13 protein-coding genes are annotated in these 15,683 nt (G+C 64.9%); 8 read left to right on the top strand and 5 right to left on the bottom strand.

Annotated features, from left to right (window positions below):
- The first annotated feature begins 114 nt into the window (after positions 1–114).
- From LT988_RS17665 to LT988_RS17655, 3 genes are all read left to right on the top strand, one after another.
- The gene (locus tag LT988_RS17665; protein ID WP_232406845.1) at positions 115–579 is read left to right on the top strand and encodes a DUF1643 domain-containing protein; all 465 of its coding nucleotides are present in this window, start codon (positions 115–117) and stop codon (positions 577–579) included.
- 231 nt (positions 580–810) lie between these two features.
- On the top strand, positions 811–1,767 hold the full coding sequence (locus LT988_RS17660) for an IS1595 family transposase (RefSeq protein ID WP_232406844.1): 957 nt from the start codon (positions 811–813) through the stop codon (positions 1,765–1,767).
- Between the two features lie 104 nt (positions 1,768–1,871).
- A complete protein-coding gene (locus LT988_RS17655) occupies positions 1,872–2,828 on the top strand; it encodes an IS1595 family transposase (RefSeq protein WP_232406844.1) in 957 nt (318 codons plus the stop codon).
- Here the strand turns inward: LT988_RS17655 and LT988_RS17650 are convergent, their stop codons facing one another.
- From LT988_RS17650 to LT988_RS17640, 3 genes are all read right to left on the bottom strand, one after another.
- Positions 2,829–3,308 carry a hypothetical protein gene (locus LT988_RS17650; RefSeq protein ID WP_232406843.1) on the bottom strand — a complete coding sequence of 160 codons (480 nt, stop codon included), beginning with the start codon at positions 3,306–3,308 and terminating at the stop codon, positions 2,829–2,831.
- A 64-nt stretch (positions 3,309–3,372) separates the two neighbouring features.
- A complete protein-coding gene (locus LT988_RS17645; RefSeq protein ID WP_232406842.1) occupies positions 3,373–3,657 on the bottom strand; it encodes a hypothetical protein in 285 nt (94 codons plus the stop codon).
- Positions 3,658–4,005 carry a DUF6444 domain-containing protein gene (locus LT988_RS17640; protein ID WP_232406841.1) on the bottom strand — a complete coding sequence of 116 codons (348 nt, stop codon included), beginning with the start codon at positions 4,003–4,005 and terminating at the stop codon, positions 3,658–3,660.
- 649 nt (positions 4,006–4,654) lie between these two features.
- On the opposite strand from LT988_RS17640, the gene ltrA reads away from it, so the two are divergent.
- The 3 genes from ltrA to LT988_RS25605 all read left to right on the top strand — a co-directional run bounded on the left by ltrA (position 4,655) and on the right by LT988_RS25605 (position 8,653).
- Positions 4,655–5,986, top strand: coding sequence for a group II intron reverse transcriptase/maturase (gene ltrA, locus LT988_RS17635; RefSeq protein ID WP_232406840.1), 1,332 nt, complete (start codon positions 4,655–4,657; stop codon positions 5,984–5,986).
- A 400-nt stretch (positions 5,987–6,386) separates the two neighbouring features.
- Positions 6,387–7,568 carry an IS630 family transposase gene (locus LT988_RS17630; protein ID WP_232406839.1) on the top strand — a complete coding sequence of 394 codons (1,182 nt, stop codon included), beginning with the start codon at positions 6,387–6,389 and terminating at the stop codon, positions 7,566–7,568.
- A 194-nt stretch (positions 7,569–7,762) separates the two neighbouring features.
- Complete coding sequence (locus tag LT988_RS25605; RefSeq protein WP_408648013.1) at positions 7,763–8,653, top strand: RICIN domain-containing protein; 891 nt, start codon at positions 7,763–7,765, stop codon at positions 8,651–8,653.
- Positions 8,654–8,701: 48 nt separating this feature from the next.
- Here LT988_RS25605 and LT988_RS17625 read toward each other — a convergent pair whose 3' ends face one another.
- Complete coding sequence (locus tag LT988_RS17625) at positions 8,702–10,090, bottom strand: DUF6399 domain-containing protein (protein ID WP_232406838.1); 1,389 nt, start codon at positions 10,088–10,090, stop codon at positions 8,702–8,704.
- Positions 10,091–10,747: 657 nt separating this feature from the next.
- Between LT988_RS17625 and LT988_RS17620 the strand changes: the two genes are divergently transcribed.
- Positions 10,748–11,608: a hypothetical protein gene (locus LT988_RS17620; protein WP_232406837.1), complete on the top strand. Its 861-nt coding sequence runs from the start codon at positions 10,748–10,750 to the stop codon at positions 11,606–11,608.
- Positions 11,609–12,390: 782 nt separating this feature from the next.
- On the opposite strand, the gene LT988_RS17615 is transcribed toward LT988_RS17620, so the two are convergent.
- A protein-coding gene (locus LT988_RS17615) for an IS3 family transposase (protein ID WP_232406471.1) occupies positions 12,391–13,958 on the bottom strand; the annotation gives its coding sequence in 2 pieces (ribosomal slippage) (positions 12,391–13,502 and positions 13,502–13,958; 1,569 coding nt in all).
- 187 nt (positions 13,959–14,145) lie between these two features.
- Between LT988_RS17615 and LT988_RS17610 the strand changes: the two genes are divergently transcribed.
- On the top strand, positions 14,146–15,066 hold the full coding sequence (locus LT988_RS17610; RefSeq protein WP_232406836.1) for a transposase: 921 nt from the start codon (positions 14,146–14,148) through the stop codon (positions 15,064–15,066).
- Positions 15,067–15,683 lie beyond the last annotated feature (617 nt).

Raw genomic sequence — 15,683 nt, 5'->3', positions numbered from 1 at the left:
TCGGAGTGCGAAGCGATGCACGTTACGACGGGCACGGACTAGGATAGTCGAATGGGCTCGCCCAGCATGAACCGGGCGACCACCGGCGGCATCTCGTTCCGGAGGAATGATGCGATGAAGGGATCTGCCGTCATCAGCCCCTGCGGGCGTTACCGCTACGCCCTGTGGCGGCATTGGGGCGGTCCCGGAGGCGAGGCACTGATCGTGGCGCTGAACCCCAGCACTGCCGACGCGGACCGGGATGACCCGACCATCCGGCGCTGCATCGCCTTTGCGCGCGACTGGGGCTATGCGGGACTCTGCATGACCAATCTATTCGCGTACCGCGCGACGAAACCAGCCGATCTGATGGCCGCGGACGACCCGGTGGGACCGGACAACGATGCCTGGCTGCGCGAGGTGGCGAATCATGCCCCGATCATCGTAGCCGCATGGGGCGTTCACGGCGTCTTTCGGGGACGCGGCGATGCCGTGGTCACGATGCTGCCGCGGCTGCACTGCCTGAGACCGACGAAGGACGGCCACCCGGGCCACCCGCTCTACCTACCGCAAGGGCTTTCGCCGGTACCCTGGCCATAGCCCCTCGGGCGGGTCAGTTCTTCGCCCCATGCACCGGCCGCACGGTCGCCCCCAATCCATCCGGATCCGCCAAGTTCACCGCGATCGGTGCCAACCAGCGCACCCGCCGTCCGCGCTTCCCCCTCCCGGTCAAATAGATACCTGATTAGAAAGAATCTTCCGCCAGGCTCACGGAATGAGCCACCGGCGGGCGCAGACTGGTCGCAGGTCCACCACCCGACGGAGTCTGCCATGGCCATGAATCGGATCCAGTTCCAGCACGGGATGTCGTTGTTCGAGCACTTCCAACAGTTCGGCACCGAGGCGCAGTGCGAGGCGGCGCTGGAGCGCACGCGTTGGCCGGACGGGTTTCGCTGCCCGAACTGCGGCGCTGCCGCGCACTGCGTGCTGCGAAGCAGCGCCCGCAAGACCTTCCAATGCAACGCCTGCCATCATCAGACCTCGCTGATCGCCGGGACCCTGTTCGAGGCCACCAAGCTGGGGCTGACCGTGTGGTTCCTGGCGATTTATCTCATCGGCGAGGCCAAGACCGGACTCTCGGCCCTGGCCCTGAAACGCGATCTCGGGGTCAGCTATCCGACCGCCTGGCTGATCCATCACAAGCTGATGCAGGCGATGCTCGAGCGCGAGGTCGCCACGGTGCTGTGCGGGACCGTGCAGGTCGACGACGCCTACCTCGGCGGTGAACTGGCCGGCGGCACGGTCGGGCGCGGTTCCGAGAACAAGGTGCCCTTCATCGGTGCGGTCTCGCTCAACGACCAAGGCCATCCGCTGCGCGCCAAGTTCACCCGACTGCCCGGCTTCACCCGCAGCGCCATCGCCGACTGGGCGGGCGCGAACCTCGCCCCGTCCAGCACCGTCATCTCCGACGGCCTGGCCTGCTTCGCCGGCGTCACCGACATCGGCTGCACCCACCAGCCGACCGTCGTCGGTGCGCGCAAACCCAAGGATCTGCCGATGTTCCGCTGGATCAACACCGTCCTGGGCAATCTCAAAACCAGCTTCAGCGGTGCTTATCATAGCTTCGACTTCGGCAAGTATGCCCAGCGTTACCTCGGCGCGATCGCCTATCGCTTTAACCGCCGCTTCGATCTGCAGGCGCTGCCGACCCGCCTGTTGGTGGCGGCGGTGACCTGCGCGCCGCGCCCGGAGCCGTGGATCCGGCGCGTGGCTGAACTTCCTTGCTAATCAGGAATAGATACCTGATTAGAAAGAATCTTCCGCCAGGCTCACGGAATGAGCCACCGGCGGGCGCAGACTGGTCGCAGGTCCACCACCCGACGGAGTCTGCCATGGCCATGAATCGGATCCAGTTCCAGCACGGGATGTCGTTGTTCGAGCACTTCCAACAGTTCGGCACCGAGGCGCAGTGCGAGGCGGCGCTGGAGCGCACGCGTTGGCCGGACGGGTTTCGCTGCCCGAACTGCGGCGCTGCCGCGCACTGCGTGCTGCGAAGCAGCGCCCGCAAGACCTTCCAATGCAACGCCTGCCATCATCAGACCTCGCTGATCGCCGGGACCCTGTTCGAGGCCACCAAGCTGGGGCTGACCGTGTGGTTCCTGGCGATTTATCTCATCGGCGAGGCCAAGACCGGACTCTCGGCCCTGGCCCTGAAACGCGATCTCGGGGTCAGCTATCCGACCGCCTGGCTGATCCATCACAAGCTGATGCAGGCGATGCTCGAGCGCGAGGTCGCCACGGTGCTGTGCGGGACCGTGCAGGTCGACGACGCCTACCTCGGCGGTGAACTGGCCGGCGGCACGGTCGGGCGCGGTTCCGAGAACAAGGTGCCCTTCATCGGTGCGGTCTCGCTCAACGACCAAGGCCATCCGCTGCGCGCCAAGTTCACCCGACTGCCCGGCTTCACCCGCAGCGCCATCGCCGACTGGGCGGGCGCGAACCTCGCCCCGTCCAGCACCGTCATCTCCGACGGCCTGGCCTGCTTCGCCGGCGTCACCGACATCGGCTGCACCCACCAGCCGACCGTCGTCGGTGCGCGCAAACCCAAGGATCTGCCGATGTTCCGCTGGATCAACACCGTCCTGGGCAATCTCAAAACCAGCTTCAGCGGTGCTTATCATAGCTTCGACTTCGGCAAGTATGCCCAGCGTTACCTCGGCGCGATCGCCTATCGCTTTAACCGCCGCTTCGATCTGCAGGCGCTGCCGACCCGCCTGTTGGTGGCGGCGGTGACCTGCGCGCCGCGCCCGGAGCCGTGGATCCGGCGCGTGGCTGAACTTCCTTGCTAATCAGGAATAGATATGCCAGTGCGCTCTGCGGATATGCGGTCGCGGCCCGTTACGGCTCGCACCCTCCGCTTCGCCCGCATCGGCGGGTGTCTCGCGATTGGCTTGGCGCAAAGCCGCGCCCAAGCGGACCCCGACATCCCAAGCTGTCGCCGCATCCGGAGCGAACAGGCGCAGACCGCCCTTGGTGCGCTTCGGCATCGGGTTGGCGGGTCGGCGCTCACCGTCGACGATCTCGGCGTTCTCGGCGCAGAGATATAGGAGCAGCGCAACCAGCGGCGTGAGCTCCGCAGCGACGCGTTGCGCGTCCCCAATGCTCGCCGATGCACCCGAGAGCCCAGGGGCAGGCGCTCGCCGGCGGCCGCTCTCGGCGGTCCGCTGCAGAGCATCCGCCAACGAGCCCTCGCCGAGCAGGAAGACGATCGGCAGCAGGCCACGATCGGGATCGAGGGCGGTTTCGGGCGTGTCGGCAAAGTCGAGCACCAAGCGCAGCTCATCGGCGACACCGTCGACCTCGTAGTCGAGATGTGCCCAGAATCCGTGCAGATCACGCCCGGCCCAATGTCGGCCAGGTGTCTCGACGTAGACGCACCACTCGGGCAGATGAAAGAGCGTATCGACCGGGAGATGAGTTTTGGTAGTCGGTCAAATACACCGCCAATGCCGACAGTCCGGGGCCGTATTGCACCGGTGCACCGACCGCCTCCGGGAAGGCGCTGCGATGCACCTGGCCGCAGGCACAGACGCCGGTCACGGCGCGATACTCGGTGACCTCGCGGTGCACCACCAGATCGATGACCTGATGGCGCTCGGGCAAGACCTCGACAGCCACCTAGGCGCAGTCGCGCCCGCAGCTGCAAAGCCCCTCCAGGGGCACAACGATGCGGTGCTCGGGATCCTCGACCAGCGCTCGGGTGCCGCCGGGATGATCCTTCTGACCACCGGGCCTCCTGCCGCTGCGCACGCGGCGCGAGCGCGGCGGCGGTTTCTTGAACGGAGGATCCGAGGACGGTGGCTTGCTGGAGTTGTGGCTATCCTTGCACAAGCGCGCTTCCAGATCGCGGATGCGTTGGAGCAGCTCGGCGATCTGTTTCGCCTGCTCGGCGTTCTGCGCCCGCAACCGCGCCAGTTCGACATCTTTGTTGTCGGGACTGTCGGTTGTCGATGGCGGCTTAGGCATGTCGTAAACTTACCCTCCCAGGGCATTGTTTGGCAAGCTGACCTGAACAGTTATTGCGCCAGGCAAAGCCTGGAAGAGGGGGAAGAAAGCCAAAGTAAGTTGAGCAATCGGAAACCTCTTGTTGCGACCCGTCGGGTACAAGTCCCGAACCGGTAAGGATTGGCCATCCACCGGAACCGAGTGTTGCGTGGTGCGGGGGTGACCCCGGCTGCGAAGCGTACACAGGGGGCGTGCAGGCCGTGTGATTGAGCCTCGAAAGCAGACAATGCGGAGCCGACGTCGTTAACTGGGCGGAAGGCAACAGCAACCGCACCGAGATGGCCGGGTGTGGCTGCTCCGCCGGGGTCGAAGAGCAGGGCATGTACGCAAGGGTCGCCCGGGAACCTGGGAGGGCTCAGCCGCTCCTTGTCAAGCCGCGGCACGGGCGCCGCGTTAGAAGTGGCCCGGATCTCCGTCGGAGGCGATCCGGCCGACGGACGCGAAGAGGATCGCAGACAAGGTAGCGCCAAGCGAAGGCAACGAAGTGCGGCGCGATGGCGGCTAAGTCGTCGGAGTCGGCTGATAGTACCGAGGACGGTGGGGAACTCACCCGAGAGGACCCACCCGAGGGAAGCGGTCGACCGGTCTAAACACACGTCTGGAGGGACAGATGACGCGGGCATTGGATCGCGAGATCATCTCAACGCGACAACAGGCGATCGCGGAATTGGCGAGCGGGGCGCCGCAGATGGTACTGCTGACGCTGGCGCACCACATCGACCTGATGTGGATGGAGGAGGCGTACCGGCGCACGCGCAAGGATGGTGCGGTGGGTGTGGACGGCGTCACGGCCGAGGTGTACGAGCAACGGCTGCACGAGAACCTGAGCGACCTGCTCGAGCGGTTCAAGAGCGGTCGCTATCGTGCGCCGCCGGTCAGACGCGTGCACATTCCCAAGGCAGGGGCGAAGAACACAACCCGGCCCATCGGCATTCCCACCCTGGAGGACAAAGTGCTCCAGCGGGCGGTGCTCATGGTGCTGGAGCCGGTGTACGAGCAGGACTTTTTGGACTGCTCCTACGGTTTCCGCTCGGGGCGCAGCGCGCATCAAGCGCTCGAAGCGCTCTGGAAGGGGCTGATGGACATCGGCGGAGCCCGGGTGATCGATCTCGACATCCGCTCCTTCTTCGACAGCATGGACAGGACCCATCTCAACGCCTTTCTCGACCAACGGGTACGTGACGGCGTCATCCGCCGCGCGCTGGGCAAGTGGATGCAAGCCGGGGTCATGGAAGACGGGGCGATCAGCTATCCCGAGCGGGGCAGCCCGCAAGGGGGCGTGATCAGCCCGCTGGTGTCGAATCTCTACCTGCACGAAGTGCTCGACCGCTGGTTCGAGCAGGAGGTCAAGCCACGCCTGCGCGGACGGGCCTTCATGGTCCGCTTCGCCGATGACGGGCTGTTGGCCTTCGAGCGGGAAGAGGACGCGCGGCGGGTGATGGACGTGCTGCCCAGGCGCTTCGAGCGCTTTGGGCTGACACTCCACCCCGAGAAGACCCGACTGGTGGACTTTCGTCGTCCATCACGGACAGGCACGGAGTGTGGCTCCCAACGGGAACGCAGTTTCGACCTGCTCGGTTTCGCCCACTACTGGGGGCGCTCCCGAAAGGGGCGTTGGGTGGTGCAACGCAAGACGGCCAAGTCCCGTTTCAGCCGTGCGCTACGGCAGATCGGACAGTGGTGCCGGAACAACCGTCACCGACCGGTGCCGGAGCAACAGCAGGCGCTGAGCCGCAAGCTCAAGGGCCACAATGCCTACTACGGCATCACCGGCAACTCACGAGCGCTGTCGCGATTCCGCTTCGAGGTCCAGAGACGCTGGCATCAGTGGCTCAACCGTCGCTCGCATGCGACGCGCCTCGATTGGCCGGCGTTCAACCGTCTGCTCAAGCGTCATCCCCTCCCGCCCGCGCGTGCGATACACAGCCTTTATGCCACGTAGCGAACGTTTAGGCCGAGGAGCCGGATGCCCGAATTGGGCACGTCCGGATCTGTGGGAACCGCGGGTGAGCGATCACCCGCGGTCACCCGGCCCCGATTTCTGTGCTGGCATCCGAACTTCAATGGTTTTAGTATGCGCAGTGGGCCCTACTGCATGCGATCGCTCGCCGTATTTGAAGTTTGCTTGTGATGCCATCGAGAGAAGGTATGGCCGATCAGTTCCCGGGACAAAGCCTCCGGGTTGCGACGCAACTGATGCCCGATTCTATTAAACCTGCGTGGTGGCTACCACTATGGGTGTAAGGTCTAGTGGTCTAGAGTGAAAGTCCTAATACCGTTTCTGAGGTGTCGGCGGCATACTTATTATCTTTAAGGAGTTTCGTAGATGAGCAGTTGACCCGATGGCACGCTGTACCCCGATTTCCGTTTCCCTCGCCGACCCAGAGCGCACCCAACTGGAGGCACTGGTACGTCAGCATACGACGCCGCAGCAACTGGCCACGCGCGCTCGGATCATTCTCGCCGCCGACGCCGGCCAAGGCGTGCGCAAGACGGCGGCCACCGTGCAGGTCAGCCGCTCGTTGGTGCAACGCTGGCGTGAGCGCGCCGATCAGCCAGTGGCCGAGCGGCTGAGCGATGACCCGCGCTCGGGCACCCCGCCGACCTTCACCCCCGAGCAGATCTGCTCGCTGATCGCCTTGGCGTGCGAGCCGGCCATGCGCGAAGGGGTGGAGCTGGCGCGCTGGACCCATGCGGACTTGGCCGAGGAAGCCACCGCGCGCGGGATCGTCGAGAGCATCTCCTCGCATTCGGTGGGACGCTTCTTGCGCGAGGCCGATCTCAAGCCGCATCGCGTGCAGGGCTGGATCAACACGCCGCGCAACGGCGACTTCGCCGAGCGCTGTCGGGATGTCTGTGAGACCTATCGCCTGGCGCCGCAGCGCGCCGCCGAGGGCACCGAGACGCGCAGCATCGACGAGATGACCGGGGTTCAGGCCCTTGAGCGGGCGGCACCGACACAGCCCATGCGCCCGGGACGCCCGCAGCGGCAGGAATTTGAGTACATCCGTCACGGCACGCTCACCCTCATCGCCACCTTCTGCGTGGTCACCGGGCAGGTCTTCTACCGCCTCGGTCCCACGCGCACCGCGCAGGACTTCGCCGACTATCTCGCGGCGCTGCTCGCCGAGCGCCCCGCCCACACCCAGTGGCACCTGATCATGGACAACCTCAACATCCACTGCTCCGAAGAAGTCGTACGCCTCATCGCCGATGCCATCGACTTCAAAGGCGACTTGGGTGTCAAGGAGCGTGACGGTATCCTCAAGTCCATGGCCACGCGTAGCGCCTTTCTCAGCGATCCGAGCCATCGCATCGTCTTTCACTTCACCCCCAAGCACGCTTCCTGGCTCAATCAGATCGAGATGTGGTTCTCGATCCTGGCGCGCAAAGTCCTGCACCGTGGCAACTTCACCTCGCTGGCGAATCTCGAGAAACGCATCAGCGATTTCATTGACTTCTTCAATAAGACCCTGGCCAAGCCTTTCCGTTGGACCTATCAGGGCAAGCCACTCGCGGCATGACTGATCAAACGGTCTCGGGAGTTTCACTCTGCAGCACTAGTATGGGGTGCTATCCTGGGGCTAATAAGGAGATTGGAGAGCGATACCGCGCGTGGCCGGGCAGAGTTCAGTGACTAAAATGCTTTTGTTTGCAAAGGTGGTTTTCCTTGCATTTTTCAAACGGGCGCTTTTTCATGAGCAGTGAATTGTGATGCATGTTAGAGGAGGGAGCAATGGGAAGATCGTTCGGAGCGCTGTTTTTGTCCGGCGTCGGGGCCTTCTTTATCACATGTGTAGACGTAGTGGGGGCGGCGGAAATCGTCGGCCAGCTGAGTAAGTGTTTAGACGTAAACGAGGCTAGTACAAGGAACGGCACGCCGGTGATCCTTTGGCCGTGCCACGGCGGAGAGAATCAGCAGTGGCATTTCAGACAAGACCTAAGCCTCGTTGGGCCCGGCGGTAAATGTCTCTCGGTAATCCGAGGCCGCGAAATCGACGGGGCGCCTGTGGTAATCGATTCCTGCGACGGTACCGAGCGCCAACGCTGGGTCCCCGAACGTAGCGGGGAACTCGTGGGACTTGCGGGCAGATGCCTAGACGTCGAGGGGGGGTTGGGTGAAGACGGTGCGCGGCTGATAGTCTGGCCCTGCGGCGGCACGGCGAACCAACAGTGGGGAGCACTCAACGCTTGGAGGGAGAAAGAAGGGGGCGGCCGGTCGGGGGTTGGCTTGAGCCCGCCGGTTTGGTCCATTGAAACCTGCTCAGAGATCGGAAACATGGAGGGAGAAAAGCCCTACACGTGCAAAGGACCGGGCGGGGGACGAGCAGGCTTCTGGGGTCGCAAGCCCGAGATTCTCGTCCGGTTTAGAGGTCTTCTCGCGGGTGAGCACAAGATAGAAGTCCGTTTCGCCGACGTGAGTTCCGAGGTAGAACGCGATTTGAGCGCATTGAATCGATCTTGGGCTTTTGAGAATAGTAGGTTGGCATGGGCCATACCCTTTACGTCACCGGCGGCAGTGGGTGAAGTATGTCAAGAATGTCGCGTCACGATTCTGCTCGACGGTTTAGAATGTGGTCATGTTAACTATTCCGGGTCGATGGACTAAAGGGCCTTGTTCATTATCCCGTCCACCGCCTTCAGGCCGCGACCGGCATTAAATAGGGCAGTTTCGGGGGGGCGTGGCCGGCGGCGTCGCGGTCGCGGCGGCAAGGGCACGCGCAGGAGGAGCTGCTCGAAGAGCGCGGTGTGTCCGCCCGAAGAAGCGCTCGGCGGCGGTCGTGCCGTCGGCGCGGCGGATGTGGAAGTTGTGCACGCCCGTGAGCGCGGCGAGCTTGCGGTCGCTCAAACGATGACGCCCGTGATGATGCAGCGACAGTTGGCCGTTGCGTCCTTCCACGCAAGAACTGCTGCATTGGAACAGATCGGCGCAGGCGCCGGCGACCTGTTCGACGTGTGCGCTTGCCTCGGGCGCGAGGCGCTGCAGCGGATGATCGGGTCGCCGCAGCGCGTCGAGCAACGCGGTACTCGACGCCTGCACGCGGTTTCGAGTCTCGGCAGCGGTGCTGCGGGCGGCCACGCGCTCGAGGTAGATCGCGGGGATGAGCTGCTCGAGGACCGCCGCTTCCAACTCCGGGGAGAGTTCGAGGGCCTCGACTCTGGCGGTCACGGTAGCGAAGAAGAACGCGAGCGTGGCGAGCCACTGCACGGTCAGGCGCTCGGCCTTAATGATGCGTTCGCGAGCGCGCTCGGGCAGCTCGGCGGCCTCGGCCAGTCTCTTCAGGCGCAACCAGACTTCGGTAAAGCGCGCCGCCACGCGCTCCACCGGCTGGACGTGCCCGGTCTGCGGATCGTACGGGTGATACAGCACACCGAGCTCGCGGATCAATTCACGCGCCTCGGTCTGTCGCGCCCGCGCGCGGTCGCGTTCGGCTTGTGCTGCGACCAGCGCGCTCAGGGCGGCGGCAATGCGGGTCTCGAAGGCGGGTGGACGCCCGAGCGGGCGCGGCACGCACGCCTCGAACGCCTGCTGCGCCGCGCGCTCGGCCTCCCACTGTGCCTGCGCGGCCAGCACACGGACCTCGGCCCGGTCCACCGCGCGGGCCAGGGCCAGGGCGGTGGCTTTCGACACCTCATGATGGCCGTGAAAAAGGTCCGGGGAATGATGCGCACCGAGATCCGTCTCGGCATGGCGACGCAGCGCCTTGGCCTCGTCGGCGGTGCTCTGGATCACCTCCACGGCAAGCCCCGTGCAGACGTCCTCCAGCGCGGCCGTCCAGGTCGCCGCGGTGCGATCCGCGGCGTAGTGCTCCAGCAGGATGAAGTTCGACACCGGCTCGATGGCCACCAGGCAGATCCCAGGATGAAAGGTTTCGTCCTCGCACACCGTCACCGCACGCGGCGCCATGCCCTCGGCAAGCGCGGTGCGCTGCTCCTCGGCCACCCCGACCACGGCCGTTTCCACGGCGACATTGAGTGCCTGCTGCGCACCGTCGCTGACCCCGACGAAGGCCGACAGCCCGCTCAGCTCCAGGAACTCGCTCACCAGCCGGGTGCCGCCCGCCGCACGCCGCCCGCAAGGTGATGCTGAAATGCGCCGCCAGTACCATCCGATGCAACCAAGCGATCCCGTCCGGGGTGCGCGCGAAGGCCGTCAAGCCCGTCGGCGGATCCCCGCGCGGGACCTCCCCGCACCACTCCCGCAAGGTGCTGCGCGCAATACCCGCAGCGGCCGCCACGCCGCGTTGCGTCTCCCCCGCCGCCACCCGTGCTTCGGCCGCCGCGATGTACTCGGCTTGCTCCAGTCGTGTACGTCGCGTCACGCCACGATCCCCCGGCCGGGTCTCGAACCGCCGGGTAGCGTCGCGCTCGCGCTTGGTCTAAAGTCAATCTCGGCAGGATCTTCGAACATCTTTCCGAACCCTCGGTCAGTTTGCACTTCCAAGGGTATGAAATTTCGAGGGTCCTGCCAAATCCCCGCACGTCTATCACCAAGCCCTGGGCTCGGACTTGGCCGCGCTTATGAGCGAGGCCTCAATGATCGCGACAAGGCCCATACTATCGCTGGGATCGCCAATCGCTATTTGAATGAGATCTAGGGAAGCGCCGATTAGTTGCCAATATTCCATTGCTTCACGCTGCATGGCCGATGCTGCCGGCCATGGAGAGCTAAGCGAAAACCGACAGCGAAGGAGGATCAGAAATGGCTGAAACAGAGACTTCTCACCGCCTTGTTAGTGTTTCAACAAACGGCATTGACTGGAATATTCTGGACTCGGCCGAGTTGCGTCTTTGGCAAGAAGGCCGGCCCGAAGTCCGGATGATCCTGAACGAGACGAGCCCCTGGGGCGAAACCAGTGATTTCGGTTCGGGTCCCTATTCGTATCAAGTCACCTGGCGGGACCATAGGAACCAAGTCCTGGAGCAAGCCGAGCAGACGGCGGACTCGTCTCTGCTCTCAATCTGTTCACCGTTCGCGGGGCTTATCCTCGTCAGGGCGTTTCTGAGCCGAGCCTTGTACGATCGCGGAGACCGCGCGCTAGTCGCGATGCGCTACCGCGACGACGCACACGGCTACCTCGTCGAGACGGCTTTCGAACTTTCCTCAGAACGTCCAGAGTACACATGGGGGATTGAAATTCTAAACAACGATCACCGCACCTACAGCTATCGCGTGGAGCACGAGGCAAAGGCAAACACCGATCTATCGTTCAGCTGCGACTGGACCGAATCGGAAGAGCCAATGCTGATTCTGGGGCACCGGCTAGTACGATCGGTCCGCGTGATCTTTCTGTCTAATCCCGAAGTTTATGCCTTCGCCAAGGTCAAGCTGGTCCACTCCGGCGCCCGTGGAGACCAGAAAGCAAGCCTGCTCGTATATACATCAGACGCAGAGGTCTGGTATTACTTTCCAGATAGCGAAGACGGACGCGGGTATCGCTATCAGGCTACTCTGTACACGAGAGATGGCGAAGCTTATCCTCAGCCGGAAAGGGAGGCCGACGAGGAGGTTCTTATCATTCTCCCGCCGGAGAACGATGTGCCGACCGAGGAAGAAGCATGAACGGACGCGGCCGCTTTCCGGCGTCAGCTGGAAGCACGGTCGTGCTGCTCAGGGACAAAGTGCTTGAACCTAAAAAGAGCAGTTAAACCTTGCCTCGAGTGATCCAAGCCGCTGAAATATCGGCGCAAGGAGGTCCCCATGAGCAACCCGATCCCTCACCCGCAGGGTGAACCCGAAACCACCGCATTGGTACCGCATGCCGGCCCGGTTGCGGTGGACACGTTTGGCGGGCGCGTCCACGTCGAGTGGGATGCGCAGGCGGCGGTCACCCCGCTGGGGCAGCTGCCGTTCTTCACCGAGTTTTTGCGCCTGGGCGGGCGCTTCGATGCCTGGGTCGAGAGCTGCCCGCTGAAGCTGACCAGCCCGAACGCCCCGAGCACGCGCGACGTTCTCGGTACCGCCATCCTGGCGGTGCTGTCCGGGCATCAGCGCGATGCCCACATCAGTGCCCTGCGCGGCGACACCATCAACGCCGCCCTGCTGGGCATGGAGGCGGTGGTGAGCGAGGACTCGGTGCGCCGCAACCTCGGCAAGCTCGATGAAGCCGACGGGGTGGCCTGGTTGCAGAACCACCTGGACGCCTGCGTGGCGCCGGTGCCGGGCGTGCCCTGGATTCTCGATACCGACGTGACGGTCAAGCCGCTCTACGGGCATCAAGAGGGTGCGCTCAAGGGCTACAACCCGCACAAGCCGGGGCGCCCTTCGCACACCGACCACACCTATTTCGTCGCCGGTCTGCGTCTGATCCTGGACGGTAAGTGTCAAGGTAGTTGTCGCATCAATCATGTCATGTTCGTGTCGGCCTTCTCCTGTTCACGAGGGGGTTTTCCCGGGTTGAGCAAGACCGAAGCGGGCGGCGTCCAATTGCGGGTGGGTCCGGACCAGCGCGTCGGGTTGTCGTCTCTGGCGGCTTGATAGAGCGCGTCGCGCCGTGCCAGCAGGTCGACATCCTCGCCGCGATGGCGCTGTGCCGGGGTGACGAACTTCAGCGCGCTGTGCAGGTGGATGGTGTTGTACCAGGCGGTGAATGTCGTCATCCAGCGGCGTGCCGCCTCGACGCCGTCGAAGGGATCGGAGGGGAAGTCCGGGCGACCCTTGACGGTGTTGAACAGCGACTCCGAGTAGGGGTTGTCGTTGCTCACGGCCGGGCGACTGAAGGACGGCACGACCCCGAGGCGCTGGAGCATCACCAGCATGGTGGCGCCTTTCATCGGCGAGCCGTTGTCCGAGTGCAGGACCAGTGTGCCCGGGTGCACGCCTTCGCGCAGGTAGGCCTTGTGCAGGACGCTGGCGGCGTGCGCGGCGGACTCCTGCGGGTAGACCTCCCAGCCGACGATCTTGCGGCTGTAGACATCCATGATCAGGTACAGATAGAAGAACATCCCCTGCACGGTACTGGCCAGGTAGGTGATGTCCCAGCTCCAAACCCGATTCGGCCCGGTCGCCTCCAGCGGCTGCGGGCGCACCCGTGTCGGCGCCTTGGCGCGACCGCGGCGGGCGAGCTGCCCGGCGTCGCGCAGCACGCGGTAGAAGGTCGACTCGGATCCCAGGTAGCAGCCCTCGTCGGCCAGCGCCGGGACGATCTGATGCGGACTCAAGCTCGCGAACCTGGGCGCGTTGGCGGCTGTGAGGACGGCTTGTCGCTCGTGGGGCGAGAGCCGATTGGCCGGGGTGCGTACCGCGCCTTCGGTCCGGTGCTCGCGCGTGCGCCCGTCGCCGCCGATCGCCCCGTCGCGACGCCAGCGCTGCAGGGTGCGCTCGGACAGCCCCACGGCGGCGCAGGCGCGACTCAGGCGGGCGCCCTCGGCACAGGCTTGGGCGATGTACTCGCTCACTTGTACGCGCCGCTCATAGGCGAGCGAGCGTCCTCTGGCTCCTCCCAGATCGCCCGGACTTTTTTTTGGAGCACCAGCAACGTGGCGGCTTCGGCCAAGGCCCGGTCCTTGCGCTGCAACTCCCGACCCAGGCGCACGATCTCCGCCTGCTCGGCGCGCCGCTCGGCCCGCTCGGTCGTGCTCGTCAGCGGCGCATTGGCCTGCTGGCAGGTCGTGCGCCACGCGCTGATCTGCTCGGCGAACAGGCCCTTGCGCCGACAGTACGCGCCCAGCTCCAACTCATTGAGGGTGGCGGTCTCCATCACCACGGCAAACTTCTCCTCGCTGCCGAGCGTCCCGGCAGGCACCGTCGATGCCCGTGGTCGACGCGCCCGACCCAACGCCTCGCGCCGCCAGCCGTAGAGGGTGTCGCGCGGGATGCCGGTTTGCGCGGCCAACTGCGGGACGCCGACGTTGTTGGGCGGCAGTAGCTTCGTCAGGATGCTGTCTTTCAGTTCGCTCGAATAGGTTGTCATGTCGCTCGCCTTCTCATGCCTCGGGGCGCTTGCGCCGCGCCCTCCGGGTCAGCCGTCAGTCGCCCTTCGGGCTCCTTCCCGGCTGACCCCGGAGGGCGCAAAGCCCCGGGTCGGTGATGCCCCATCCTCCCACACATTCTCCCAAAGGGAGGCGACATCTATCCTGACACCTGGGGTGGACGTGGAGGTGCTGGACGGCAACCAAACCGCGTCCAAGTACAGCGCGCCGGGGCTGTGGGAGTTGCTCGCGCGCCTGCCGCGGGCGCACTGGCCGCTGTGCATTCGCGGCGACCGCGATTGGGGCACCCAAGCCAACATGGCACGGGCCGAGCAGGAGGGGATCCCGTATCTGTTCAAGCTGCGCATGACCTCCAAGGTCAAGCAGACCGTCGAGCGCCTGATGCGCGATGCCGAGTGGTGCGATGCCGGTCAAGGCTGGCAGGGGGCCGAGACGACCCTGCGTCTGTCGGGCTGGAGCCGTGCCCGGCGCGCCGTCGTGCTGCGCCGGCGCATCAAGGCCGACCTGGCCGTCGTCGAGCAGGGTGATCCCGAGCAGCTGCGCCTGAGCTTCGCCGAGCTCACCGACGAGACGATCGTCTACGAGTACGCCGTGCTGGTGACCTCGCTGCCCCATGAGATCCTGAGCGTGGCGCAACTCTATCGCGATCGCGCCGACGCGGAGAATCCCTTCGACGAGCTCAAGAACCATTGGGGCTGGGGCGGCTTCACCACCCGCGACATCAAGCGCTGCCGCTTCATGGCGCGCATCACCGCCTTGACCTACAACTGGTGGAGCCTGTTCGTGCGCCTGGCCGACCCGACTCGGCACACCGAGGCGATCACCAGCCGCCCGCTGCTGCTCAGCGCACCGGCACGACTGACCCGTCACGGCGGGCAGACGCGCCTGACCATCAGCCATCCCCATGCCGAAGCCGGGTGGGTGGAGGCGACCTGCCGCGAGATCACGGCCTTCTTCAACACGCTGCGCCGAACTGCGGAGCAGTTGAGTCCCCTGCAACGCTGGTACCGGCTCCTCTCGCGGGCGCTGGTGAAGTATCTCAACGGCCGCCAATTGCAGCCGCCGGCGGTGTTACCGGCGCCGGCGTAGCCGCCGAACCGCCGGTATGTGTACTCGCCCGCGGGCCGAAAACGCTCCGCGACGGGCGCTAACTGCTCTTTTTAGGTTGAAGAGTTCGGCATCGCCGAGTCGAGGACAGGATTGGACCCGGTCGCTCCAGCCGGCCAGGTCTGCTCCATCCAGCCACTGCCCGACCCTGGGGAGAACCGGTTGGAAGACCTCGCGAGCGCGGCGGCGCTCTCCTCGAACTGGCTCCGGATCATCACGAGTTGGTTGAACTCGAAGTGCTCAAACTCCGCCGGATAGGGGAAGCCGTGCCTCCGGTGATGGCCGACCCGGGCCGCGGTGACGCACCGTACTCCAACTCCGGCGATCCGGGCGCGAAGGTGCGAGCGGAAAGGTCCTGTTCATCCACGACCAAGACGCTGGACAGGGGGAGAAGCCTGCCAGTTTCTCGTAGCTTTCTCTGCATCATTCAGTCGGCGCCTGTCACCGTCGGCGCCTAGAGAGCTCGGTTGGCGTGGACGCGAGTCGGTTGGCACACTGAGAAGCCCAGAGATCGCTGGACAGCGTCGTCTTGGCCGTTGCACCAATCGAACCCCGAGCCCCGGCAATCGCACGTCTCCTGGGCGTAGTCCCGGAAGGCC

This window comes from Thiocapsa bogorovii (assembly GCF_021228795.1).
GTDB classification, from domain to species: domain Bacteria; phylum Pseudomonadota; class Gammaproteobacteria; order Chromatiales; family Chromatiaceae; genus Thiocapsa; species Thiocapsa bogorovii.
Note: the sequence above shows the minus strand (reverse complement) of the source record. Positions and strands in the feature narration are given on the sequence as shown.